Annotated in this window: 25 protein-coding genes and 1 pseudogene; 13 read left to right on the top strand and 13 right to left on the bottom strand. The window is 67.9% G+C overall.

Annotated features, from left to right (window positions below; genetic code table 11):
- Positions 1-70 precede the first annotated feature (70 nt).
- Complete coding sequence (locus OG574_RS01510) at positions 71-571, bottom strand: hypothetical protein (protein ID WP_326771479.1); 501 nt, start codon at positions 569-571, stop codon at positions 71-73.
- A 234-nt stretch (positions 572-805) separates the two neighbouring features.
- Positions 806-1,054 (bottom strand): hypothetical protein, encoded by a 249-nt coding sequence (locus OG574_RS01505; RefSeq protein ID WP_326771478.1) that lies wholly within the window; start codon positions 1,052-1,054, stop codon positions 806-808.
- On the opposite strand from OG574_RS01505, the gene OG574_RS01500 reads away from it, so the two are divergent.
- Positions 1,053-1,661 (top strand): HAD family hydrolase, encoded by a 609-nt coding sequence (locus OG574_RS01500; RefSeq protein WP_326771477.1) that lies wholly within the window; start codon positions 1,053-1,055, stop codon positions 1,659-1,661. The two genes, OG574_RS01505 and OG574_RS01500, sit on opposite strands and share 2 nt — an antisense overlap.
- A 21-nt stretch (positions 1,662-1,682) precedes the next feature.
- Here OG574_RS01500 and OG574_RS01495 read toward each other — a convergent pair.
- Positions 1,683-2,920 (bottom strand): IS3 family transposase gene (locus OG574_RS01495; RefSeq protein WP_326771418.1). Its coding sequence is split into 2 segments (ribosomal slippage): positions 1,683-2,594 and positions 2,597-2,920, totalling 1,236 coding nucleotides; the frame shifts between segments, so codons are not numbered across the junction.
- Between the two features lie 194 nt (positions 2,921-3,114).
- On the opposite strand from OG574_RS01495, the gene OG574_RS01490 reads away from it, so the two are divergent.
- Positions 3,115-3,789, top strand: coding sequence for an alpha/beta hydrolase (locus OG574_RS01490; protein ID WP_326771476.1), 675 nt, complete (start codon positions 3,115-3,117; stop codon positions 3,787-3,789).
- A 143-nt stretch (positions 3,790-3,932) separates the two neighbouring features.
- On the top strand, positions 3,933-4,346 hold the full coding sequence (locus tag OG574_RS01485) for a hypothetical protein (RefSeq protein ID WP_326771475.1): 414 nt from the start codon (positions 3,933-3,935) through the stop codon (positions 4,344-4,346).
- A 490-nt stretch (positions 4,347-4,836) separates the two neighbouring features.
- On the opposite strand, the gene OG574_RS01480 is transcribed toward OG574_RS01485, so the two are convergent.
- Entirely contained in the window at positions 4,837-5,001 is a 165-nt protein-coding gene (locus OG574_RS01480; RefSeq protein WP_326771474.1) for a hypothetical protein, read from the bottom strand.
- A gap of 410 nt (positions 5,002-5,411) precedes the next feature.
- On the opposite strand from OG574_RS01480, the gene OG574_RS01470 reads away from it, so the two are divergent.
- On the top strand, positions 5,412-5,798 hold the full coding sequence (locus OG574_RS01470; protein WP_326771473.1) for a hypothetical protein: 387 nt from the start codon (positions 5,412-5,414) through the stop codon (positions 5,796-5,798).
- Between the two features lie 324 nt (positions 5,799-6,122).
- Complete coding sequence (locus OG574_RS52595) at positions 6,123-6,713, top strand: IS110 family transposase (RefSeq protein ID WP_442816785.1); 591 nt, start codon at positions 6,123-6,125, stop codon at positions 6,711-6,713.
- Here OG574_RS52595 and OG574_RS01460 read toward each other — a convergent pair.
- Positions 6,701-7,828 carry a hypothetical protein gene (locus tag OG574_RS01460; protein WP_326771472.1) on the bottom strand — a complete coding sequence of 376 codons (1,128 nt, stop codon included), beginning with the start codon at positions 7,826-7,828 and terminating at the stop codon, positions 6,701-6,703. The two genes, OG574_RS52595 and OG574_RS01460, sit on opposite strands and share 13 nt — an antisense overlap.
- A gap of 600 nt (positions 7,829-8,428) precedes the next feature.
- Between OG574_RS01460 and OG574_RS01455 the strand changes: the two genes are divergently transcribed.
- Together OG574_RS01455 and OG574_RS01450 are read left to right on the top strand one after the other, a co-directional pair.
- Positions 8,429-8,734 carry a helix-turn-helix domain-containing protein gene (locus tag OG574_RS01455; protein ID WP_326771471.1) on the top strand — a complete coding sequence of 102 codons (306 nt, stop codon included), beginning with the start codon at positions 8,429-8,431 and terminating at the stop codon, positions 8,732-8,734.
- Positions 8,719-9,237, top strand: coding sequence for a transposase (locus tag OG574_RS01450; protein WP_326771470.1), 519 nt, complete (start codon positions 8,719-8,721; stop codon positions 9,235-9,237). The genes OG574_RS01455 and OG574_RS01450 overlap by 16 nt, the downstream gene beginning before the upstream one ends.
- Positions 9,238-9,410: 173 nt before the next feature.
- Here OG574_RS01450 and OG574_RS01445 read toward each other — a convergent pair whose 3' ends face one another.
- A complete protein-coding gene (locus tag OG574_RS01445; protein ID WP_326771469.1) occupies positions 9,411-10,649 on the bottom strand; it encodes an IS256 family transposase in 1,239 nt (412 codons plus the stop codon).
- Positions 10,650-10,808: 159 nt separating this feature from the next.
- Here OG574_RS01445 and OG574_RS01440 point away from each other — a divergent pair.
- Positions 10,809-12,143 (top strand): annotated as a pseudogene (locus tag OG574_RS01440) (NF041680 family putative transposase); the annotation flags it as partial.
- Here OG574_RS01440 and OG574_RS01435 read toward each other — a convergent pair.
- Positions 12,130-13,623 carry a transposase gene (locus OG574_RS01435; protein ID WP_442816784.1) on the bottom strand — a complete coding sequence of 498 codons (1,494 nt, stop codon included), beginning with the start codon at positions 13,621-13,623 and terminating at the stop codon, positions 12,130-12,132. The pseudogene OG574_RS01440 and the gene OG574_RS01435 sit on opposite strands and share 14 nt — an antisense overlap.
- A gap of 426 nt (positions 13,624-14,049) precedes the next feature.
- Between OG574_RS01435 and uvrA the strand changes: the two genes are divergently transcribed.
- Together uvrA and OG574_RS01425 are read left to right on the top strand one after the other, a co-directional pair.
- A complete protein-coding gene (uvrA, locus tag OG574_RS01430) occupies positions 14,050-16,518 on the top strand; it encodes an excinuclease ABC subunit UvrA (RefSeq protein ID WP_326771467.1) in 2,469 nt (822 codons plus the stop codon).
- Positions 16,519-16,581: 63 nt separating this feature from the next.
- Entirely contained in the window at positions 16,582-16,779 is a 198-nt protein-coding gene (locus tag OG574_RS01425; protein WP_326771466.1) for a hypothetical protein, read from the top strand.
- Between the two features lie 172 nt (positions 16,780-16,951).
- On the opposite strand, the gene OG574_RS01420 is transcribed toward OG574_RS01425, so the two are convergent.
- A complete protein-coding gene (locus tag OG574_RS01420) occupies positions 16,952-17,398 on the bottom strand; it encodes a hypothetical protein (RefSeq protein ID WP_326771465.1) in 447 nt (148 codons plus the stop codon).
- 121 nt (positions 17,399-17,519) lie between these two features.
- Between OG574_RS01420 and OG574_RS01415 the strand changes: the two genes are divergently transcribed.
- On the top strand, positions 17,520-19,691 hold the full coding sequence (locus OG574_RS01415; protein WP_326771464.1) for an FUSC family protein: 2,172 nt from the start codon (positions 17,520-17,522) through the stop codon (positions 19,689-19,691).
- A 10-nt stretch (positions 19,692-19,701) separates the two neighbouring features.
- Here the strand turns inward: OG574_RS01415 and OG574_RS01410 are convergent, their stop codons facing one another.
- Entirely contained in the window at positions 19,702-20,193 is a 492-nt protein-coding gene (locus tag OG574_RS01410) for a phosphate-starvation-inducible PsiE family protein (RefSeq protein WP_442816783.1), read from the bottom strand.
- 145 nt (positions 20,194-20,338) lie between these two features.
- Here OG574_RS01410 and OG574_RS01405 point away from each other — a divergent pair, with 145 nt between their 5' ends.
- Entirely contained in the window at positions 20,339-20,530 is a 192-nt protein-coding gene (locus OG574_RS01405; protein ID WP_326771462.1) for a hypothetical protein, read from the top strand.
- Between the two features lie 270 nt (positions 20,531-20,800).
- On the opposite strand, the gene OG574_RS01400 is transcribed toward OG574_RS01405, so the two are convergent.
- The 3 genes from OG574_RS01400 to OG574_RS01390 form a co-directional block, all read right to left on the bottom strand.
- Complete coding sequence (locus tag OG574_RS01400) at positions 20,801-21,238, bottom strand: DUF2267 domain-containing protein (RefSeq protein WP_326778323.1); 438 nt, start codon at positions 21,236-21,238, stop codon at positions 20,801-20,803.
- Between the two features lie 70 nt (positions 21,239-21,308).
- A complete protein-coding gene (locus OG574_RS01395) occupies positions 21,309-21,704 on the bottom strand; it encodes a DUF2267 domain-containing protein (protein ID WP_326771461.1) in 396 nt (131 codons plus the stop codon).
- A gap of 97 nt (positions 21,705-21,801) precedes the next feature.
- Positions 21,802-22,227 (bottom strand): Hsp20/alpha crystallin family protein, encoded by a 426-nt coding sequence (locus tag OG574_RS01390; protein WP_326771460.1) that lies wholly within the window; start codon positions 22,225-22,227, stop codon positions 21,802-21,804.
- 129 nt (positions 22,228-22,356) lie between these two features.
- Between OG574_RS01390 and OG574_RS01385 the strand changes: the two genes are divergently transcribed.
- Positions 22,357-23,010: a type III effector protein gene (locus tag OG574_RS01385; protein WP_326771459.1), complete on the top strand. Its 654-nt coding sequence runs from the start codon at positions 22,357-22,359 to the stop codon at positions 23,008-23,010.
- An 83-nt stretch (positions 23,011-23,093) separates the two neighbouring features.
- Here OG574_RS01385 and OG574_RS01380 read toward each other — a convergent pair whose 3' ends face one another.
- Positions 23,094-24,131, bottom strand: coding sequence for an MFS transporter (locus OG574_RS01380; RefSeq protein WP_326771458.1), 1,038 nt, complete (start codon positions 24,129-24,131; stop codon positions 23,094-23,096).
- Positions 24,132-24,174 lie beyond the last annotated feature (43 nt).

Below are 24,174 nucleotides of genomic sequence, written 5' to 3'. Positions count from 1 at the left end.
CTCGGTCAGCTTTCGGCTGGTCGAGGCAGATAGGAGAGGCCACATGGAGCTGAGTGCCAGCTCTCAATCGTCATGCGACACCGAGGTCGTGACGCATAGTGGTTCTCATGGTTCGGAGCATGTCCCAGATCTCGTACTGGGCTTGGGCCGCGGTCTCCATCGTTTCGCCTGGTTCGGGTGCACCGCGTTCGAGGCGCTTGACCTGGCCGTATACCTTGTTCAGGGTTTGGTTGACGACGCCCGCTCGCATGAGTACTTCTTCGGGGGCGATCATCTGTGCTTCGGAGTATCGATCGCGGTGCGCGGTCTTCGCCTCGTCGAGTGCGTCGCTGTCGGCGTCCTCCGCGCCTCGTTCCCTCATGACGTGCAGGTGGTGGTTGAGTGCTGTGGTGAACTGCCGGGCCTCTCGGTTGAGTTCCACGTAGCAGGTACGTCGGAGCGCACGGTTCTCGCGGACCTCTTCATGATCACGAACGAGCTCTATCTCCCGACGCTTCGCTCGTTCGGAGCCGCGTTGGGTGAGTAGTGATCCTCCTAAGGTTCCAGCGACGCCTGCCACCGCGATGATCACTGAGCTGAGATCCACTGGTGCACCCCATGAAGTCTTTCGGCCTCGTGCCCGCTGCACATGGCCCAGGCCGTCAAGTTTGCCGTTCCTCGGTGTGCCGGGGTTCCGTGCCCTTCTTGTGGTGGCGGGCGGCTGTACGCATCGCCGGTGGACCTGACGCTGCTGGCCGAGCACCGCCGGGCACGGCGCGCTCTATGACGTCCTCCTTTCGTTCCGGGCGCTTGGCTTCGTTCACTTTCAGCAGCCGCGTTTGTCCGGCACTTTGGGCGGCAGATGTAGATCGACAGGCTCGGGAATGTTCACGAGAAATGACGTCAGTGCATGGGACGGCCCGCCGCCCGTGAGGGCGGCGGGCCGTCGAGACTGAACTCGCTGGAAGAAGGGTTCGACACCGTAGCGGTCGAGTTCCGTGTAGCCGATCACATCGATGTAGGGGCGGGAAACCCACCCGCTCGAAAACAGTGCGCGTGATCTACTGCTGGTCATGCCGTTGTTACTGCTGGACCTCGACAACACCCTGGTCGACCGCGATGCGGCCTTCCGTGCCGCTGCCGCTGGCTTCCTGGCCCGGCACGGCCTGCCCGACTCCGACCTCACCTGGGTGACGACTATCGACGCCAGTGGCTATGCCACGCGGCACGAAGTCGCCGCAGCCTTGAGCGACCGATACGGCGACCTGGTGTCAACCGCCGCTATCCGTACCCTTCTCGACAACGGCGTCGCCGACCACGTCGCGTTGACGCGCTCCTCCCGCGAGGCGTTGAGGAAGGCCCAGGCCGACGGCTGGACCTGCGTGATCGTCACCAACGGCCGCACTGTCCAGCAGGAAGCGAAGATCCGTAACACCGGGCTCGACCAACTCGTCCAGGGCTGGGTGGTCTCCGAGACCATCGGTCACAAGAAGCCCGAACCGGAAATCTTCCATGCGGCAGCAGCAACCGTCGGCATTCCTCTACCTGGTGCGTGGGTGATCGGCGATTCACCGCATGCTGACATCGCCGGCGCCGAAGCACTCGGGCTTCGAAGCGTGTGGGTGACGGATGGCCGCCCCTGGTCCCAGGACTCCTACCAGCCAACGGGCCTTCCCCCGTGAAGGTGGGCACGCGGTTATTGATCACGCGGCGAGCGTGAGTTTAGCGGTGTGGTGTCGGTGTTCGTATTCGTTGGGGCTGAGGTGGCCGTTGGCGGAGTGCCGGCGGCGGGTGTTGTAGCGGGTCAGCCAGGCGAAGACGGTCCTGCGGCAGGTGCCGGAGTCGCCGTAGTCGTGGGCGCCCTGGAGGGTCTCGCGTTTCAGGGAGGCGTGGAAGCTTTCGCAGGCCGCATTGTCGGCACTGGTGCCGACCGCGCCCATCGACCGGGTGACCCCGAGCTGGTCGCAGAGGCCGGCGAAGGCCCGGGAGCCGTATTGGGCCCCGTGGTCGGAGTGGAACACGGCGCCCTCCAGGCTGCCGCGGGTCGCCGCTGCCATCCGCAGTGCGTCGGCGACCAGGCTGGTGCGCATGTGGTCGGCGATGGACCAGCCGACGACCTTGCGGCTGAAGCAGTCCAGCACGGTCGCCAGATAGAGGAACTGCCCGTTTTCCAGGGGGAGATACGTGATGTCGCCCATGTATTTCAGTCCGGGTCCGGTGGCGGTGAAGTCCCGCTGGAACAGGTCCGGGACCGGTGAGGCTGCCGGGTCCGGGACGGTGGTGCGCACGTGTCTGCGCAGGCGGATACCGGTGATGGAGAACGTCCGCATGATCCGGGCGATGCGCTTCTCGTTGACCCGCCGTCCTTTCTCGCGGAGCTCGGCGGTCACTCGCGGGGAGCCGTAGGCGCCGCCGGACTCGCCGTGGACCTCGCGGATCTCCTCGGCCAGGAGCCGGTCCTGGTGCTGCCGGGTGGCCCGGGCCTCGGCGCCGGCGAGCCACTTGTAGTAGCTGGACCGGTTCACGTCCAGGACCTGGCAGAGCCGCTTCACCTCGTAGGTGTCCCGGTGGTCGTCAACGAACTGGAAGCGGCTCCTCACCAGTTCGTCTCTCCGGCGAAATACTTGGCCGCCTTGCGGAGGATGTCCCGCTCGGTGGCCAGCTTGCGCTCACTCGCCTCGAGTTCGGCCACCCGGGCCTCCAGCTGCCGGACCCGCTCGTCCGGATCAGCGGACGGCACCGCCTCCCGAGGCCGGGTGCCCGGCTTCGCAGCCGCGGCGCCGGCGCCACGGCGTTCGCGGTCCCGCAGCACCCACTCACGCAGGGTCGCCCGGTTGACGCCCAGGTCAGCGGCGATGCTCTTGTAGGTCGCCCCGGGTGTGGACTCGTACAGGGCCACGGCATCGGCCTTGAACTCGTCCGAGTAGTCCTTCATCGCCATCGGCGGTCTTCTCGCTTCCTCCGGATCAAGCAGATCCAGTATCAGCGTGTCCACCACTCAGGGGGAGGCCCCAACCCACGTCGCCAAAGACGTCGCCTCCGCGATCAGTCACGCCATGAGCAATCAGGGATAAGGCACCGCCACCCCTCGAACCCTGAGGCCAGCCAGAATCACTTCCGTATGGGGGGATCTTCGTGAGTGGTGTGGTGTTGGTACACGGCCTGTACCACGACCCCCAGCACTTCGACCTGGTTTTGGGGGAGTTGGCTGCTGCCCGAGTCGAGGTCGCTGTTCCGGAACTGCATCGTGGCTCGCTTCAGGCCGACACTGAAGCGGTGCAAGCAGTCGTCGACGCTATGGAACAGCCGCCCCTGGTTCTAGGCCACTCTTACGGCGGGTCAGTCACCACCGGCCTGACAGGTGCTGCTCATTTGGTGTACCTGGCAGCCTTTGTGCCTGCTGAAGGCGAGAGTGCGGCCCGCCTCGGTGGTTCGACCAAGCTCCTCGCCTCCTCCATCGTGCACGACGGAGACGGCGTGACCCACGTGGATCCCGCAGCTGCCGTAGAAGTGTTCTACGCCGACGCCTCGATCGAACGTGCGACCTGGGCAGCATCGTTGCTGCGACCCCAGAAGCCGGGATGTGGACGCGGCGTACCGGAACGCCAATCGTGGCAGAACACGCCTTCCACCTACGTCATCTGCACTCAGGATCGCGCGGTTGAACCCGACCTGCAGAGGGAGATGAGCAGGCGCTGTTCCAGCACATTGACGTGGCACACGAGCCACTCACCCTTCATCAGCCAGCCCGGCAGAGTCGCCGCCGTACTACGGAGTTTGCTTCTTCCCAGCACCGGACACTCTCAGTGACCGATCACGGAAAATGAGCCAGAGCTCGAGATGTGACGGCAGTGCCTGTGTCGTCGAGACGGACGGGTCGATCATGTCCGTGGCGGGACTCTGCTTCCCAAGTCAGTCGCTCGCGATTCGAGCGAAGGTGCGATGATGCGTTCGTGGTAGCAGACGCCGAGTGGGTTCGGATTCGCAGGTGCCTGCGCTTCGGGCAGGTCTTCGAGGGCACCGTCGTGAACGTTCCTCGGCCCGGTGCGATCGGGATCTTCGTAGACATCGGCCTGACTGTCGGAGGCTTCGTCGATGCTGCGTTGCTTCCGGACCAGAGTGAGGACTGGCCGACGGAAGGCTCAGTTGGTGAGTTCCAGATCTGGTGGGCTGACAGCCGCCAGCAGATCCGGCTGAAGCCGGCCGATTCTCGGTATTTGCGTCACGACTTCGCAGACTTCGTTGAACGCTTCCGTCCTAATTGGTCGTCCGACGTTGGCCGTCCCGTCCGTGACCCCGGTCCTCCGGCCCTCGAAGAGTTGCAGGCCGCGCTTCGACCTGATGGGCCGTCGGCCAGCGCCCGCTGAGCTCTGGTGAGGTGGCCGACCTTCTTGGCGAGTCCCTCGCCGCCGGGCTGCCCCACGGCCCCAACCTGCCCGCGTCTCCAGTCGAGTCTCCCGAGTTTGGTGGCCGGTCGGCGGTCTCGATGCGCGGTCATCGGTCCGGCTAGCGCGAGGAGCGGTGACCGTAACTGCACGCTATCGAGCCCTCGACCAGTCTGGACGGGGGCTTCGTCGTGACGTGTGCGGCAGGCGTTCACACGCCACGCCTTGCGCTTCCGTACACGATCACCCTTTGCTATCCAGTCCTAAACAGGGCAATCACGGGTGCCAGAAGAAGCGGAACCAGGTGTGGCTCGAACGTCGATGCGGGGAACTCGCGCGCGAAGCGTCCTAAAAACCCCTCGTGGTTCACAGAGGTTCGCGTGGTCTTGGGAAGCGGGGAGCGGGTCGGCTCCCAAATGGCTCCGAAGGGAACTCTGTCCAAGGACCCGCGGGCCCTCGCACCGGCCCGGTTTTACTCCTCGTGCTGGCTCAGCCATTCCTTCTCCTGACCCGGGTCGGGCAGGACCTGGCCGGCTTCGACAGCGGAGCGCGCGGGACCGTCCTGGATCACCACCAGGATGTCGTGCTCGGGTATCCCGGTGATGCGGGATGCGGCTGCCGACAGTTCGAGTGCCAAGCGCGTCGTTTCCTCCTGCGGGTGGCCGCGGCGTGCCCAGCCGCCGATCAGGAGGGGCGTCCCTGGTTTTCCGCCGACGTAGACGCTGTCCTGAGGCAGTTCGGAGAAGACCACGTTGGGGCGTCGGCAAATCGACCATCTACCGCTCCGCGCGATGGGCCCTGTGACACGGATATCGCGTACCCGCCCGTGGTCGGCACTGAGCCGGGTGTCTCCGTGCACGATTCGAATTCGTAGTGCTGCGGCACCCCGGGCCGCTTGGTGCCGAAGACCTCGACGGCGCAGCCGAGCTCGAAGACCGACTGCACCGGCCGTACCAGGGCCACCACGCGATGCATGGCAGGAAAGTAGCCCGTGATGTCATCGCAGTCTCTGTCCTGCCGCGGCCCGTGCACGGCACTGTTGCAGGCATGCACCCTGAGATCCTCGCGCAGGAGGGTTACACCTTCGTCTCTGTCGACGAAGCCCCGGTCCGTGAGCTGTTCCCCGGGATCCGGCTGCGTCCCCTGTGGCGAGGACCGGCCGGCTCGCAGGCCAACGTGCTGGAGATGGAGGCGGACACCGCGCAGGCGGCAGTCGACGTGTGCGAGCACAGGAATCCGGACTGGGGGCGTGTGGAGGAGGCGCTCCACGCGTGGGAGGGTGCTGCCGACGGGGACCGGAGCCCGGTGGTGCGGCGTGGGGCGGAACTGCAGAAGCGGGCCTTGGAGGACCTCGCGACGGCGGTGACCCGCACACCCCTGGAACGGGACGTCGGCTCTGCTCGCGAAGAGCAGCGGTGCGGGCAACACGATTGAGTTGGGCGCGTTTCGGGTTCACCACAGCGGACAACGCTGGCTGATTTACCCGGATTCCGCCCGTTTATTGCGGCCGTCTTTTCGCTTCAACCAAGGACGTAGGCAGGCGTGCCAGCGACCTGCTCGCGGAATTCAGCGACATCAGTACCTCGACCTCGACTATGTCTGCCCGGAGACTGCTGCCTGAGGCGGTGCGTGCTGTCACCGAAACGGTGGGCGTGTCCCGATAGAGGCCTTCGTGACAGACACCTTCACAGTCCTGACCGCCACACCGTTCCGGCGTCGGCCATTGGTGTTCCCGAGGCGATCAGGAGACAGGCGACCATGCCGAGCAAGACTCAGCAGAGGCATCCGCGTCACGACACAACTGATCAGCACGAACAGGTCCTGCTCGGAGTCGATACGCACGAAGATGTCCACGTGGCGGCGGTCATCACCAGCACCGGTCTTCTGCTGGACACGCGAAGCTTCCCCAGGACCCGGGAGGGCTATCGCCAACTGCTGTCCTGGGCACGTGCCTTCGGGCGGTTACGGCAGGCCGTAGTGGAGTGCACCGGCTCCTACGGAGCCGCCCTTACACGCTATTTGCACCAAGAAGGCATCACGGTCACCGAGGTCAACCAACCCGACAAAGGCGCCCGACGCCGGCACGGCAAGTCCGACTCCATCGATGCGGCAGCGGTGATCATGGGTGTCGTAGACGGCGTAGACACAGGTGGCGATGTAGTGCTCGAGTCCGCAGGCGATCTTGTCGAGGTGCTGGAGGACCTGGCCAGGGGCCAGGTCGAGGTCGGCGAAGGCGCAGGCTGGGCCCCCACGCTTCACGGCCACGCACCGATCAATCAGCAGAATCTTCGGACGCGGACGACCATAAGCCAGCGACGCATCTCCGGCTCAGGTCACTATGCTAAATAGTCACCTTGGTCGTCCTGGAGCATGAGGCGACGTTCCTGTTCGCGCTTGGAGTAGGCGGCTGCCCGGATCGCCTCGTCGCTCTCCAAGCCCGATCCCAGTGCGCCGCCCACCGTTGCGACCGAAGCGACGAACCATGACAACGTCCAGTAGCCCGTTGCGTGCAGCGGGGTTCGTGTCATGGAAGCGAACACTTGGTCGTTGAGGATAAACAGCGCCCACACCAAGTTGATGACCATCAAGCCCACGTAGCAGACGAGCACCCCGAGACCCACGGTCACGACCGTCGAGGCGTTGTAGAGTCTCGCCCTCTGCCTCGCCTCCAGCGAGCCCTCTGCTGAGCGATGCCATAGCTGCGCGTCTACGATCAGCCAGCCGATCATGACCCCGACGGACCCGACCATGGCGATCACGAGGCGCGGCGCGCTCAGGGCCTCGGCCAGGCTCCAGACAGTGGAGTTCACGGTGGCGACTGCTCCCGTGGCAAGTGCGGCCGCCAGGGCTTTCGACAGACCCGGGACCAACCGCCACGGTCGGTTGGCGCGGACCATACCGACGAGCACCCGCAGGTAACCGCGCGGCCCGCTGACGACGTACCGAAGGTCGGCGGTCTCTTCCTCACCGACCGGGACCGGGTGGATGGGCGCGAGTCGACCGGCAAAGGGCCCTAGCAGCGGCTGACTCTGCGGAGGTCCTTCAGCAGTAGCCTTCGGACCTGCCAAGCCCAGCACGGCTTCTTCCACGGCCCGCCGAGCCCTCGTATACAGCCGAAAGCCCCCCAGAGAGGGAAGAGACAACAGCGCCAAGCCGTGTTCGTGACTCAGATTCACAACGAGCTTGCGCCCGTGTGTGTGCAGCGGAAGGTCGGTGAGGGCCACGACGATGTCCCAATCCTCCGAACTTCCGCGCTCCATGATCCGGCGTATCAAGGTGGGCAAGTCCTCGGTCGCTGCGGTGAAGGGCTCACTGACCACCTCGACGTCGAACCGTCGCCCCTGGCCCGACTTGTCGGCGAGCCGAGCAGTAAGTGTCTGGGCCATGCGCTGCGCGATCTCCGTCGGCGCATCCGGATCCGCCAGGAGAGCTACGACCGTAACGCCCTGAGACGACACCCGCATGGCTGGACCCTTCTCGTCGGCTGCCCCCGACCGCCCGTGCCCACAGGATGCCCCCGAGGTATCGCCGACGCCGCGTGACACGCTGGCCCCTGCCAGCAGGTGCAGGCGGTACGGTCAGATTTCCTCGTGCTCCCTGTGCAGGGCCTGCTCCACCATCGGGCCACGGTTGCGTGCGCCACCGCGAACACCCGCTCCGCGCCAGCCCGGGCACCGCGACGAGATCGATCGGCAGCAGGCCCGCCTCCTGTTCAACCTCGTCTCCGTGATCACCTTGTTCATGGGCATCACTGCCTCTACGCCGGGCTGTTCCTGCTCGTCCATGTCACTGCGGCGTTCCTGCTCACACCGCAATGGTTGCGTCCCCTCGTCCGACACCAGCACGATGCCGAGTGCCTCTCTATGGCCCGCCACCGGCCGGGGCCCTCGAGGCCCGCGGTGCGGACCAGGTTGCCCCTCTTTTCCCGGTGCTCGTGCACGAGGCGGATAGCCATGGCACCCTCACGGGTCGCCGACGCCACCCGTTTGAAGGCGTGTTGCAGAAGGCTTTGGGCCGGGCATTTCCCTTGCATGGGTGCGGTGTTGAGGGCTGAGCCGTTGTGGGTGGAGACGTTCACCGGGTTGCGGATGCGGCAGTTCGAAGGGCTGCTGAGAGCTGTCCGGGAACGAGGTGGTGATGGTCCGCGGACTGGTCGTCCGTGGTGCCTGCCTTTGGCGGACCGGGTGCTGGTGGTGGGTGTCTATTACCGCACGAACCTCACCATGCGGCAGCTCGCGCCGCTGTTCGGCGTCTCGCCGGCGACTGTGTGCCGGGTGATTGAGCGACTCGGTCGTGTGCTGGCCATCGAGCCGGTCCGACGCCCGGCCGATGCCACGGACCGGTTTTGTGGATCGTGGACGGCACGCTGATCCTGGTCCGTGACCGGCAGGTCGGCGCCTCCAGCCGCAACCGACGGTTCTCGGCGAATGTGCAGGTCATCATCGACGCCGCCACGAAAATGGTCATCGCCACAGCTCGTCCCGCGCCCGGCAACCGGGCAGACACCCGCGTGTGGAGAGAATCCGGCCTGGCCGAACACGGCCTAAACCTGACCGTGCTGGCAGACGGCGCCTACATCAACACCGGGCTCGTCGTCCCGCACCGCAAACGCCCAGGTTGTCCGCTTCCTCGCGGGCGAGGAAGCGGACAACGCCGAGCACCGCAAGGTCCGCGCCCGCGTCGAGCTCGCCTTCGCCCGCATCAAGAACTACAAGATCCTCCGCGACTGCCGGCAGTGCGGCGACAGTCTCCACCACGCTGTCCAGGCCATCGCCCGTATGCACAACCTCGCCCTCACGGCATGACCAGCAAGGCTCCGAACCGCAGCTCAACCTGCCCACCCACACCCTTATGTAACACGCTTTTAGCTTGATCTTTAACGTGCGGCGTCGAATGGTCCGTCGAACTTGATCACTCGGTTTGGTATCTGCCGGACATGAAGGCGGCCTTCGTCTGAACATGTGCTCCGACCAAGGAACACACACATTCAGGGTCACGTCCGCTGGAGTGGTGTATTGACGGCCACTCGGTGATCTCGATTTGAGGCTATGCGGTGAGTTCGGTGGGCAAGGCGGTGTCGTCGGTTTCTGACTCGATCGGGTGGAGGCGGGTTTTGGCGAGGAGGTCGAGTCCCATGTAGCGGCGGGCCTCGGTCCACTCGTCGTTCTGCTCGGCGAGCACCGCGCCGACGAGCCGGATCACTGCGGTGCGGTCGGGGAAGATCCCGACCACGTCGGTGCGACGGCGGATCTCTTTGTTCAACCTCTCCTGCGGATTGTTCGACCAGACCTGCCGCCAGATCTCCCGCGGGAACGCGGTGAACGCCAGCAGATCGTGCTGGGCGGTGTCCAAGTGGGCTGCTACCTTGGGGAACTTGGCCTCCAACGCGTCCAGAACGTGCCGCATCTGGGCCTGGACCGCGTCGCTGTCGGGCTGTTCGAAGACGGTCCGCAGCAAGGTGGCCACCCAGGGCTGGGCCGATTTCGGAACCTGGCTGAGCAGGTTGCGGGCGTAGTGGGTGCGGCACCTTTGCCACGAAGCTCCGGGCAGAACTGCACCGATCGCGTCGACGAGGCCGGCATGGGCGTCGGAGATGACCAGTTGGACGCCGGACAGGCCGCGGGCGATCAGTGAGCGCAGGAAGGCGAGCCAGCCGGCGCCGTCCTCGCTGGAGGCGACGTCGATGCCGAGGATCTCGCGGTGGCCGTCGGCGTTCACGCCGACCGCGATCAGTGCGTGGATGTTGATGATGCGGCCGCCCTCGCGGACCTTCTGGGTCAGCGCGTCGACCCAGACGAACGTGTAGGGGCCTTGGTCCAGGGGCCGGTTGCGGAAGGCTGCGACCTGCTCGTCCAGGTGTTTGGCCATCGCGCTGACCTGGGACTTCGACAGTTGGGTGACACCGAGGGAGGCGGCGAGCTTCTCGACCCGGCGCGTACTCACGCCGAGCAGGTAGGCGGTGGCGACCACCGAGATGAGGGCCTGTTCGGCCCGGCGGCGTCGCTCGAGGAGCCAGTGCGGGAAGTAACTGCCCTGGCGCAGCTTGGGAACGGCCAGTTCGACGGTGCCGGCCCTCGTGTCCCACTCGCGTGGGCGGTAGCCGTTGCGGTGGTTGACGCGGTCGTCGCTGACCTGCCCGTATTCGGCGTTGCACAGGGCATCAGCCTCCGCGGACATGAGGGCGTCGGCGAACGTCTTGACCATCGCGCGCAGCAGATCCGGACTCGCCGTGGCGAGGTTGTCTTCCGCGAGGGCGTGCAGGGGCAGACTGTCAGGTGCGGTCATCGTGCTGATCTCCTTCGAGGCTTCGACACTTCGAAGATCAGCCGGTGGCCGTTCATCTATGCGGGCACCATCCCGATGCCGGAGCAAACCCCCGGATCAGGTCGAACCCGTACACCACTTCCCTGGACGCAACCCACATTCAGCACGAAGGCCGTGAGGATGAGTCTGCTGCATCACGACGCCCGGCGAGAGTCGCTCGCACAACTGTCATGCTTCCGGGGTGAGTTCTATGCCTGCCTGACCTCCCGTTCGGACGTGTTGTTCGAGCTGGCTGATGCTGTTCTGTGCGGCGACGGGCCGGTGAGGTCGCTGGCCGAACTGTCGTTGGTGGGTGAGCACCGCCGCGGCCATGGAGGGCTCTACGCAGCCATGGCCCGTGGACGCATCGATGACGGCCGGCTGCGGCGGGCACTGGCAGAGGTGCCACTGCCGCGGTCTGCCGACGGCCGGCTGGTCCTGGCGATCGATGTCACCTGCTGGCTGCGGCCCGACGCCCACACCTCACCCGAGCGGATTTTGTGTCACACCTATGGCCGGGGCAAGGACCAGCACATCCCGGTCCCCGGCTGGCCCTACTCGATCGTCTGCGCGCTCGAGCCGGGCCGTAGCTCATGGACGGCGCCGCTGGACGCGCTGCGTCTGAAGCCTGGCGACGACACCGCAACCGTCACCGCCCGGCAACTGCGCGATCTGCTGCAGCGACTCATCGCAGCAGGGCAGTGGCAGGCGGGCGACCCCGACATCCTCATCGTCGCGGACGCCGGATACGAAGCGCCCCGCCTCGGCTTCCTCCTGGGTGACCTGCCGGTCCAGGTGCTGGCCAGGATGCGATCCGACCGCGTCCTGCGCAGAGCGGTCCCACCACGGCTGCCACACACTCAGGGCCGACCGCCCCGGCACGGCGGCGAGTTCGTCTTCGGACAGCCCAACACCTGGAGCATCCCGGACACCGAAACCATCACCGACACCCGCCTCTACGGCACTGCCAGGGCCCGGTCCTGGAACCGGCTGCACCCCAAGCTGACCCACCGTTCTTCCTGGGCAGCCGCAGACGGCACCCTCCCGATCGTGGAAGGAACGGTGATCCGCCTGGACATCGGCCATCTGCCCAGCGGAGCAACACCCAAGCCGGTCTGGCTGTGGTGGTCAGACACCGATGCGACCCCGGACGACGCCGACCGCCTCTGGCAGGCATATCTCCGGCGCTTCGACATCGAGCACACCTTCCGCCTGTTCAAACAGACCCTCGGCTGGACCTCCCCAAAGCTCCGCACCCCCGAGGCAGCCGACCGATGGACCTGGCTGATCCTCGCTGCCTACACCCAACTGCGGCTCGCCCGCCCACTCGCAGCCGACCGGCGCCGTCCCTGGGAGAAACCCACCCCGCCGGACAGACTCACCCCCGCCCGAGTCCGCCGCGACTTCCGGCACATCCGCCCGCAATCGGCGAGGCTGTCGCACGGCTCCTGCCCGGCGAAGGTCAAGAGCGCTTCCTGGGCGCGTGGTTGATGAGTTTGTTGAGGTTGTGCACCGTGCCGAGGAGCTTGATCTCGGCGTCCACCGCCGGGCGGCCGCGGTAGTTGAGGTGTCGTCCGAAGCGTTGGAAGATCTGGGCGAATCCCGGCTCGACCAGGGCACTGCGTTGACGGTACTGGGCCCGTCCTGTTGGGGTGGCGAGGCGGGCCGCCATGTCCTGCTGGCCGGCAGGGGCCTGCTGACGTTTCGCGGGAAAGCCTGCCTGGTCGGCATCGCTGGTGACCGAGACCAATAGCGGGAGGTCAGCGAGGGCCTCGAAGGCGGCGGCGGAAGCGTACCCGCTGTCGGCGAGCCAGAGTTGGACGTCGCCGGGTAGCCCTGCGGCCTGGTGATTGTGCTGCGTCTTCTTCACCATGGGCAGTAGGGCCGTTCTGTCCGAGGGATTGTCGTGCGCTTCGATGGCCAGCAAGAATTGACGGCGGGCGCACACGATCTGGATGTTGTATCCCTGCAGGTAGCCGCCGCGTTTGCCGGGAATCAGCCGGGAGTCGGGATCGCTCAGGCAGGCACGCGACTCTGGGGAGGGGGCCGGTCGAGGTGTGCGGGCCCGCTCCAGCCAGGCCCGCATCTTCACCAGTCGCGTTCGCTGGCGAACGAGGACGGTCTTGTGCTCCATCGGGACCGGCGGCCGCCCGTTCGCTCCACGACGTCCTGCCGCCCGGTCCTCTCGGACGCGGAGCTCGTACTTCTTCAGCTTCTCCTGGTGAGCCTCGGTCTCGGCGGCTAGGCGCTTCTCCGCGCGGGCCACCATCCGCTCGGCGGCTTCGACCTTGATCCGGATCTCGGTAGGTGAAGGCATCGCCCGCTCATGCAGTCTGTTCCTGGCCAGGTGGGCCCGGGCAAGCCGGTCGCACAGCCGGGACAGGCGAGGCCAGTTGTCGCACGCGTCCTCGCCGTCGCCCTGGGGTGCCGTGCCGTCGGCCTCGACGCTCAGCGCGTGGTCGACCACGTCCTCCAATAGCGCGTGGATCTCGTTCTCGCACTGGGAGATGGTCTCCTCCAGGCGCTGGAGCCGCCGGTTGGCGTCGCGTGAGGCGTTCGCCTCCATCGGTGAACCGTCCACGGCCACCGCCGAAAGATCGACCAGGCCACGTCGGCCGCACAGCGACAACACCTGCACGAACAGCGAGTTCAAGGCAGCACGGTGGCGTCGTACGAACCGCGCGACGGTGGAGTGATCCACTCGGCGGTTCGCGGTGATGATCCGGCAGCCCACATCGTCCCAGCAAGCCTGCTCGACGCGACGGGAGGAGCGCACTCCCTTGCTGTAGCAGTACAGGAGCAGCGCAACCAGGCTTGCGGGAGGGTAAGCCACCCCGCCTCGCCCATCGTCACGGTAGCTGCCCTCGAACGCCGAAAGATCAAGTAACTCGACGACGTCGAGCACCTTCCAGCACAGGTGCTCGGGCGGCAGCCACTCCCGCACATCCCGCGGCATCTCAAGATCACGTTCACGGTCACACGACAAGAAGTTCCGCCCCACCAGCCAAGGTTCCGACGCCTCCCTGACCCTCGGAACCGAACAACGAATCGCTCTTGACCTTCACCGGGCAGGAGCCGTGCGACAGCCTCCGGCCTGTCCAGCCCAAGCACCGAAACCTTCGCGCCCTGGCCCCGGACGGCCGCCGGGCCAAAAGAACACACGACCCACACCCCGCCACGACGTGCATACACCCCGCAAAACAGCGGCAGCGAAAAAGAGAACGACGAAGTCAACCACCCCACGACCACGCCGCACAGGTTAAAGATCAAGTTTAGGCCGTGTAGCGAAAATGGATCCGGGATACTCCGGACGCTCGTGTGAGCGGGGCCCGATGACGGCGCCTGTCGCGCGGTTCCCGGTGCGATCAGGTAATCAGGAACGGTGAGCAAGGACGCGACCGACCCCTTCGTGCATGTCCGGGGCGCCAGTGAGAACAACCTGCGGAACATCGATGTCGACGTTCCGCGGGACGTGATGGTCGCCTTCACCGGCGTCTCCGGTTCGGGCAAGTCCTCGCTCGCGTTCGGCACGCTCTACGCGGAGGCCCAACGGCGCTACTTCGAGTCCGTAGCACCGTACGCCCGAAGGCTGTTGCAACAGGTCGGCGCACCGCACGTGCAGGAAATCACCGGACTGCCACCCGCCGTGGCCCTGCAGCAGCGACGCGGGTCGCCCAGCTCGCGATCGACGGTCGGCACCATCACCACGCTGTCCAATCTGCTGCGCATGCTGTACTCCCGCGCCGGCACCTATCCGCCCCGGGCCGCGCGGCTGGAGGCCGAGTCGTTCTCACCCAACACTGCGGCCGGCGCCTGTCCGGAGTGCCACGGACTGGGCATCGTGCACGACGTCGCCGAGGACCTGCTCGTCCCGGACCCCTCGCTGAGCATCCGCGAGGGGGCGATCGCCGCCTGGCCGGGCGCCTGGCAGGGCGCCAACCTGCGCAGTGTCGTGAGCGGCCTGGGGATCGACATCGACCGACCGTGGCGCAGGCTCAGGAAGAAGGACCGGGACTGGCTGCTGTACACGGACGAGCAGCCCTCCGTGTACATCGAGCCGGAGGAGGACCGCGTCGACTATGGCTACCAGGGAAAGTTCTGGAGCGCCCGCAAGCACGTCATGCACGTCCTCGCCGACTCCAAGAGCGAGAAGATGCGAGAACGGGCGCTCCGGTTCGTCAGGAGTGTGCCCTGCCCCGAGTGTCACGGCAGCGGACTGCGGCCCGAGGCGCTCGCCGTGACCTTTGTCGGACGTTCCATCGCCGAGATCAACGCGATGCCGCTCACCGAGGTCGTGGCGCTGCTGCGGCCCGTCGCGGGGCGGTCCGAGGCCGACGCCACCACGTCGACCGCCCGATCCGGGGAGACGACCGAGGTCGCGGTCCGGATCTGCGGCGATCTGGTCGCGCGGGTCGACGTACTGCTCGACCTGGGCCTCGGATATCTCAGCCTCGGGCGCCGCTCGACGACTCTGTCGCCCGGCGAGGCGCAGCGCCTGCGGATCGCTACCCAGCTGCGCTCGGGGCTGTTCGGCGTCGTCTACGTTCTCGACGAACCCTCCGCGGGCCTGCACCCGGCTGACGCGGAACCGTTGCTGGACGTGCTGGACCGCCTCAAGGCGGCGGGCAACTCGCTGTTCGTCGTGGAGCACGACATGGACGTCGTACGGCGGGCAGACTGGGTGGTCGACATCGGCCCCGGCGCGGGTGAGGGCGGCGGACGCGTGCTGTACAGCGGCCCGGTCGCCGGTCTTGAGCGGGTCGGGGAGTCGGCCACGAGCCAGTACCTGTTCGGGCGTGCCCAGCCGCTCGATCACCGCCCGCGCACACCACACGGCTGGTTGCACCTGAGCGGCGTCTCCCGCCACAATCTGCACGACGTGTCCGTCGACGTACCGCTCTGTGTACTGACGGCGGTGACGGGCGTGTCCGGTTCCGGAAAGTCGACGCTGGTGACGCAGGTGCTCGCCGAGGTCGTCCGCGGCCACCTCGGACTCGTACCCGAGGAGCCCGACGAGGCGCAGCTGGAGGTCGACGTCCAGGACGCGTCGGGGGTCGAGTCGTTCGACCGGCTGGTCCGGGTCGACCAACGGCCCATCGGCCGAACTCCCCGGTCCAACCTGGCGACGTACACGGGGATGTTCGACGCGGTGCGCAAGCTGTACGCGGCGACGGACGAGGCCAGGGCGCGCGGCTACTCGGCCGGGCGGTTCTCCTTCAACGTGCCCGAGGGGCGGTGCGAGACCTGCCAGGGCGAAGGATTCGTCGCGGTCGAACTGCTGTTCCTGCCCGGCACCTACGCGCCGTGCCCGACCTGCCAGGGCGCCCGGTACAACGCCGAAACGCTGGAAGTCACCTACCACGACAAGAACATCGCGGAAGTGCTGGAGCTGTCCGTCGACGCCGCCGCCAAGTTCCTATCCGCCGTCCCGGCCGCCTCCCGCAGTCTGGAGACGTTGCGCGAGGTGGGACTGGGGTACCTGCGGCTGGGGCAGCCCGCGACGGAACTCAGCGGTGGTGAGGCGCAACGCATCAAACTGGCCACCGAACTCCAGCGAGCCCGCCGTGGTCACGCGCTCTACCTGCTCGACGAGCCGACGGCGGGGCTGCACCCCTCGGACATCGCGCTGCTGCTGCGACAGCTGCACCGGCTCGTCGACGCCGGCAACACGGTCGTCCTCGTCGAGCACGACCTGGACACGATCGCCACCGCCGACTGGGTCATCGACCTCGGGCCGGGCGGCGGCGACGCGGGCGGGCGGGTGGTCGCGGCGGGCCGGCCGGCCAAGGTGGCGAGGGCCCGCCGCAGCGCCACCGCGCCCTATCTCGCGGCCCGGCTAGCGCGCTCCTGACGACGGCGCGAGGGGCTGAGCACTGGTCAGCCGGGTTCGGGGCGCAGGGTCGCGCGCGTCGCCATGCTGCGTTCCAGCTTGTGGCGGATATCGCTCGCGAGGTGTCCCGCCTGGGCCCACTACACGATGAGTTCGGCGACGTGGCGCATCCTGATGTCGGTGTGCTGGGAGATTCCCGACGTCCCGGCCGTCCTGCGCGCGCAGGACGGCCAGCGTGACGACGATGCCGATCGCCCTGCCTTCCCGAACGGCGCGGGCTAGTTTCCCAGCACACCGCTCTCCAGTGATCTTTTCCGCGTGGATGAGGTCGCTCGTCCCGCGTGGATGTCCTCGTGGCAAGGCCAGCAGACGACCAGGGTCTTACGTCGCTCATTGCCATCAACTTCACCCACACGGGGCGCTCGGCTCGGCCCTGTTGCTTGAGATCGACGAGTTACCGGATGAGATGGACCTCAATCCGGCTCGTTGATCCGCATATCTCGCAGCAGTCCGCGAGGAGCCGCTTCACCGACTCGGTGGTGCTGATGTGGTTGGGCTTTAACGGCTCTCGGTCGGCCATTACCGCTGTGCGCTGCCGTTTGAGCGGGATGCCGCCGAAGCGGACAACCAGCGCCTTCTTCACACCTCTGCGCTCGACGATGACTTCAAAGCATTCTTTGTCGGTGCTGACGATGCCGAACGCCGCGGTGGCGAACACGCTAGCGAGCGCTCTGGAGAGGCCGGTGGACAGCAGCCAGGGACGGCTGACGCGGACCGTCTCGCCTGGCATCCGCAACCGCCCGCGGATGCCGGCCAGGACGTAGCGCTGTGCCTCGCAGGTGTTCTGGATCCTCCCGGGTGGCAGGGCATTGCCGGACTCCGGGATCAGCGCTCCCATCACGCCTATACGTTGTAGACGGGCGCGAATTGGGCGCGGATCGAGCCGTTACTCCCGGGCCGGACACCGAAGCGCGTTGCGTGGTGGCGCGACCCGGCAGGGCGTTCCGGCTAGGCTCACACCCGTGAGGTGGCTGCGGGCCTTCGGGGAGGTCGTGCGATCCGGGCTGAGGATCGAGGAGACGCGGCTGGAGCCCCTGCTCGCGCTGCGCACGGCCGCTGGGGTGGCGATCGTCATTGGGCCGGCGCTGTGGCTGATCTCTCCTGCGTACGCCGCGTCCGCCGCCCTCGGTGCCTACTCCGCGGGTGGGGCCACCTTCCAGCGCACCTGGCGTCCACGCAAGGTGATCGCGCTCAGCGCGGGCGCAGGTCTGGCGCTCAGCACTTTCGTGGGCTACCTGGCGGCGGGGCGACTCGCGACGTTCCTCCCCCTGCTGGCCGTATGGGCCTTTGCCGCGGGGATGGCGTGGGCCGTCGGATCGACCGCTGGGATCGTCGCAGCGACGACGGTCGGCAGCATGCTTGTGACCGTCACCCTGCCCACGAGCGTCGGGCGAGCCCTGGAGCACGCCGGGGTCATCGCGCTCGGAGGCGTGGTGCAGGCCGTGCTGATCTTGCTGTTCCCGATCCGGCGTTGGGGGGCGCATCGTGACGCGCTCGCCGACGCCCTGGCCGCCGTGGCGGACTACGCCCGTCGGCTGCGGCACGACCCGACCGCCTCGTTCGACCCGGAGCCGTTGATGGCGGCCCGGGACGCGGCCGCCGTGACGCCATCACAGGCCCGAACCCGTCCCCCCGTCCTCCACGGCCCCCGGGGCCTCGCCGAACGCATTCGGCCGGTCGTCGCCGTGCTCGCCGACCCGGACGTCGGCGCCCCGGCGGAGGGTCCCGGGCGGGACCGCGCGCGGGAGTTGCTCGACGCGGCAGCCGACGTCCTGGACGTCGCCGCCCGTTCGATCCGCCGCGGCATTCCCGCCGAGGTGCCGCCCAGGAGCGCGGACGTCCTGCGCGTCGATGAGGAGCACGAGGTGCTGGAGGGGCCCGCGCGGCAGGCCGCCGAGCGGCTCGTTGAACTGCTCGGCGAGGCGTTGGAGATCGCCGGGAGCGGCGGCGGGAAGAGGCCCACGCAGCCCGGCCCAGCGGGCGCCCAGTTCCTGGTGCGCCCGACCATGTTCCGGCTGGTCCCGGTCGTCGTCCGGGCGGTCCGCCGTGAGCTCCGTGGGGACTCGCCCGTGTTCCGGCACGCCGTCCGCCTGGCGGCGGTGGCCACGCTCGGCTATCTGATCGCCGCCCAGCTACCCCTGGGCCACGGCTACTGGGCGCCCATCGCGTCGGTGATGGTGATGCGGCCGGACTTCCACCGGACGTACGCGCGTGCGGTGGCCCGTCTCGCCGGGACCCTGGCGGGGGTCGCACTCGCCACCGGGATGGTCCGGGCCCTGGGCCCGGACGCCCATGTGTTCGGCGCGCTGGCGGTTGTCTCGGCGGGCCTGTCGTACACGCTGAGCCGTACCGGCTACGCCTACTCCCAGTGCTTCACTGCCGCGTACGTCGTCTTCCTGCTTGGTATGGGCGGCCAGGCGTGGGAGCAGACGGTCCCGGAGCGGGTGGTGCTCACCCTGCTCGGCGGGGCCCTGGCCATGCTGGCGTACGTGGTGTTCCCCGCATGGGAGACGCCCCGGTTGCCGGGTCGGCTTGCGGACTGGCTCGCCGCCAACGGCCGCTACGCGGCCGCGGTGCTCCGCAGCTACGCCGATCCGACCCGGGAGCACCGCGCCGACATGCGAAGGGCGCTGCTGGCGAGCAGGGAGGCACGTGCCGCCTGGCAGGAGGCCTACGACCGGGCAAGGCAGGAACCGGTCCGCCCCAGGGGCCTGACGTCGCGCGAGGCGGAGGAGGCGCAGGAGGCGCTCAAGGGGTTCGGCCGGGTGGCGATGCTCATGGAGAGCGACGTCCCCCGGGTCGACAGTCGTTTCGTCCCCGAGGCGGAGCGGTTCGCCGAGGCCTTGGAGGCGGACACCGCGCAGGCGGCAGTCGACTTGCGCGAGCACAGGAATCCGGACTGGGGGCGTGTGGAGGAGGCGCTCCACGCGTGGGAGGGTGCTGCCGACGGGGACCGGAGCCCGGTGGTGCGGCGTGGGGCGGAACTGCAGAAGCGGGCCTTGGAGGACCTCGCGACGGCGGTGACCCGCACACCCCTGGAACGGGACGTCGGCTCTGCTCGCGAGGAGCAGCGGGTGCGGGCGGCCGTGGAGGCGGAAGATGACGCATCAGGACCCGCGCACCGGGATGGGTGACGGGCGCCGGCTACGGGGAGCGCCGCGCCTCCTCGAGCGGGAAATAGTCTCCGGGCCGCGTCGAGCGCCGCCACACGTACACCGCTGTCGCCATCACGAGGATCAGCCCCGCCAGGATGAGCAGTTCGATCCCCTCGACGTTCCAGTGGAAGGACTTCTCCGCCTCGGCTGTCACGATGAGCACCCTGCGGATGCCGGCAATCAGGCCAACGACGAGGAACGGCTCCGCGTCGAGGGTCTGGTTCCTGATGGTGAGGCGGACGGTGTGGAGCAGCTCGGCCACGATGAACAGCACAAGGCCGTTGTCCAGGGCGGAGAGAACGACCGTCTCCTCACGGTATGGCCCCTGGATCGACCTGATGACATCGTGGACGACCCCGACGGTCAGGAGCCCCGCGAGCAGTACAAGGAGCGCCGCGACGACGAGGTGGATGCCGTCCTCGATGAGCTGCAAGAGGCCCTGTACCCGGCCGCCCTCGAACTTCGGGAGAATGGGTCGCACAGTCAGCATGCTAGGGGTTCTCCGGCCCGCAGGCGCGATGTGCTGCCGAACGGGTGAACGAGCGCATCCCTCCCTGCGATGGCAGCCCGGGGGAGGGGCGAGGCGCGACATCACCGGGGCCCACCCGGCGGCAGGTCAAGGGTGTATGAGGCAGCCCGACGCGGACATGAACGGCAGGAACCTGGGGCTCGTCCTAGTCGCCGACCCGAGCCTGCCCGCCGACATGGCCCGGGACCTCGCCCTCGCTTGCCGGAGGAGTCTGCGCCGCCGCATCGCCAGGGGCATCCGCTGGCAAGCGGACACCGTTGCCCGCCGTCATCCCTGGCCTGGTCGCTGATCGCTCGGTGCGGGCGCCGCGCTTTTCGGGCTGCCGCCGGCCCGGGCAGCCCGTCACATACACACCCGACCCGCCCCCACCGCGTCCCAGCGCCCGGGGGCGGATCGAAGCCCTGGTCCCGGGCGGACCAGGGCTTCGATCGACGGTCAGGAAGAGGGAACGGGCATCTGCTGTTGCCCCGGCGCCCGCGGTACGGGTCCCGTGGGGTCTTTGCAACCTGTGTATGCGTCACCGTGACCAACGCGCCCGCGCCGGATGGACACGGCGCGCTCAGGCGGCGGGATTGAGTTCGGCGCGGCCGAACAGCAGCGCGAAGCCGGAAGGGAGCTGGCGCAGGATGCGGGTGAGGAGGTCGGGGCCGGCCAGGGCCGCGACGACGGCGAAGACGGCTCCGGTATTCCAGCGGGTGGTGGCCAGGGAGGCACCGGTGCGGTCGGCGAGGCCCTTGACGAAGGCCCAACCGGTCAGGGGCGGGGAGTCGGGGATCTGAGCCGTGAGGACACGTGCGGCTTCGAAGGGGAGGCGGGCGGCGAGCTCGACGCGTTCGTCGCCCGTCAGCTGGCGTCCGAGTCCCTCGAGCACCAGATGGGTGACTTCCTCGGCCCGCTCGCGGGTGGGGTAGGCGCCTTCGTAGCGGACCTTGTCCAGCATTTGCTCGTAGGTCATCGCGGGCAGCTGCTGCAGTGGTGTACGCAGGTCGGAGATCACTGCGGTGGTTGCCTTTCTGTCGCCGGGATAGTGGTGCCGGTGTACGGGCACCAGGTGAGTGGGTGGGTGATCAGGCGGGCTGGGGGCGTCCGAAGAGGAGGTCGTAGCCCGGGGGGAGCTGGAACAGGATCTGCCCCAGCAGGTCGTCACCAGCGGCATCGCCGGCGGTGCTGAGGACGGCGCTGACGTCCCAGGCCGCGGTCTGCTCGGTGGCCCCCTCGATCCAGGCCGCCGTCGCCCGAACGAACCGCTCCGGTGGCAGCGGTTCGGCGCTCTGCAGCGGGTTGAGGAGGATCAGGGCGAAGTCTTCCGGCAGGCGCGCCGCGAGCTGGGCGCGCACCGCGCCGACCAGGTGCGCCCCCAGCAGGGCGAGCACCACACGGGCCGCGCGTTCTGCTTCCTGCGGGCTGTCGTACTCACCGCGTTCCTTCACTCGGTCGAGGAACGCCTCGCGTCGCAGGGTCACCGCCGCCACCTTCTTCGGTCGATGGGGTGCGGAGGACGGGAGAGGGGGAGATCAGTGACCCGTCCTCCGCCGTTGTTCGGCCCTTGTCGCCGTTGGGTCAGCCGGAGATCTCCTTACGGCCGCCGCCGATGGCGATCTTGCGGGGCTTGGCACGTTCGGCGATCGGGATCCGCAGGGTGAGCACGCCGGCGTCGTAGTCCGCCTCGATGTGCTCGGTGTCCAGCGTGTCGGCCAGCGCGATCTGGCGGGAGAAGACACCCAGCGGCCGCTCCGACAGTTCCATCTGCACGTCGTCGGCCTTCGCCACGGGCCGGCGCTCGGCCTTGACGGTCAGCATGTTCCGCTCGACGTCGATGTCGAGCGCGTCCGCGCTGACGCCGGGGATGTCGAAGGACACCACATACTGGTCGCCCTCGCGGTAGGCGTCCATCGGCATCGTGGACGGCCGCGACCAGGTGCCCGGGCCAATCAGCTGCTGAGCCAGTCGGTCCAGTTCACGGAAGGGGTCAGTGCGCATCAACATCGTGAAAACACCTCCAGCAGGTTCGGGCAGTTGCTGCCAATGCGCTTCACTGAAATCGTTGTAACATGTCATCCAATGGATGACAAGCGCGGTGTCGTCCAGTCGATGACAAGCCCGAGGGAGGTGCCCGTGACAGCAGCCGACCAGTCGGCCTCGTTCAGCGCCGACGACCGAAGCCCGGCTTCGTTCCTTGCCGCCGCGGCGGCCCTGCACGCCATAGACAACGCCCTGAACGCCGCCCAGCAGCGCGCCTCCGGCACCCCAGCCGCCGGCCCCGGCGCGGAGCAGGCCCTGGCCTCCCTGCTGCTGTTGCGGCAGGTCCGCGAGCAGCTCGCCGGATGGGAGACCGGCCTGATCGAAACGGCCCGGCACGCGGGAGCCACCTGGGCCGACCTCGCCCACCCCCTAGGCGTCGCCAGCCGCCAGGCCGCCGAACGCCGCTACCTGCGCAACCGGCCCGGCCCCACCGGAACCACCGGCGAACAACGCGTCCAGGCCACCCGCGAACGCCGCGCCGCCGACCACACCCAAGCCGAATGGGCCCGCCGCAACGCCGCCGACCTGCGCCGCATCGCCGGCCAGATCACCGCCCTCACCGACCTCCCCACCGCCGCCCGTCACCCGCTCGACCAACTCCACGCGGCCCTCGCCCACAACGACCCCGCCGACCTCATCCACCCCCTCAACGCCACCCGCCCCCACCTGACCACCGCCCACCCCGACCTCGCCGCCCGACTCGACACCCTCACGCGTAACGCCACGGCCCCGCCCTCACCCGGCTGACCGCACACCTGCGTCGGAGCAGGAGACCGTTCCGACATCGGGTGTCCCGCGTACTTCCTGGCAGGTCAATGGGGTCGGCCGCCCTAGCGGCGTGAGCTCCGGGGGAAGGACGTAGCTTGGCCGGTCCACCAAGATCCGGACCATATCCGGACCACGGCTGGCACAGCGATCAGCTCATCCGCCAGGCTGAGCTGAAGTGTCCCGCGCCCTGACTCTGCGTTCCGACCTCCGGAGCGGTTCGGAGCCGCACTTTGCCACGTGGTTCGCGTCAGACGCGGGCGAAGCCGCGGGGGGCGGAACTTCCCGCTCTTCAGGTGCCTCTCGATGTCTTCGAGGCTGTGCCCGGTGAGCTCCGGCATTCGCCGCCATACGAACAGCCACGCCGCGACGTTGAACATCCCGTAAATCCAGAACACCTGGCCCACACCGAAGATGCTGATCATCGTCAGCAGGGTCAGCGTGATCAGCAGGTTCGTGCTCCAGAGCGTGGCCGACTGCACGCTTGTGGCGGCGGCACGCACCGACAGCGGGTAGATCTCGGAGCCGGTCAGCCAGCCCATCAGCTGGAGCCCGCCAGCGTTGAAGAACATGAAGGCGAGCAGGCAGGCGACGATGGATGGCACGTAGTCACGGGTGGCGTGGCCGGTGATGAAGAAGGCTCCGAGGGCGAACAGACTGACCGCCGCGCCGGGCACCATCACCAGGGTCAGCCGACGGCGCCCGACCTTGTCGACGATCACCAGGCCAACCACCATCATCACCAGGTAGGTCATGCCCAGCGCCACGCTGACCGACAGAGCGGTCGTCGTGGAGAAGCCGTTGTCGGTCAGGATGGTCGGGGCGTAGTAGATGATCATTTCGATGCCAGACAGCTGGGTGAAGACGGCGATGCCGCAGCCGACCACCAAAGCCGGGCGCACCCATGGCTGCCACAGCCCGCTCCACCCGCGGTTGCGTCTGCTGGTCCGCTGCTGGCGTCCCTCCAAGGCGACGAACTCCTCGAGCTCGGAGGAGATGTCGTAGCCGTCGGGCCGTATGTCCTCAAGCACCCTTGCGGCCTCGTCCACGCCGACGCGTCCGTGTCTGAGGACCAACCACCGCGGGCTCTCGGGCAGGCGCAACTGTTTACGGCGGGGGTGAAGGCCATCTCAGAGCTGCTCTGAC

This window comes from Streptomyces sp. NBC_01445, assembly GCF_035918235.1.
Classification (GTDB): Bacteria; Actinomycetota; Actinomycetes; order Streptomycetales; family Streptomycetaceae; genus Streptomyces.
The sequence above is the reverse complement of the archived record's forward strand: the minus strand, read 5'-3'. Positions and strand labels throughout refer to the sequence as shown.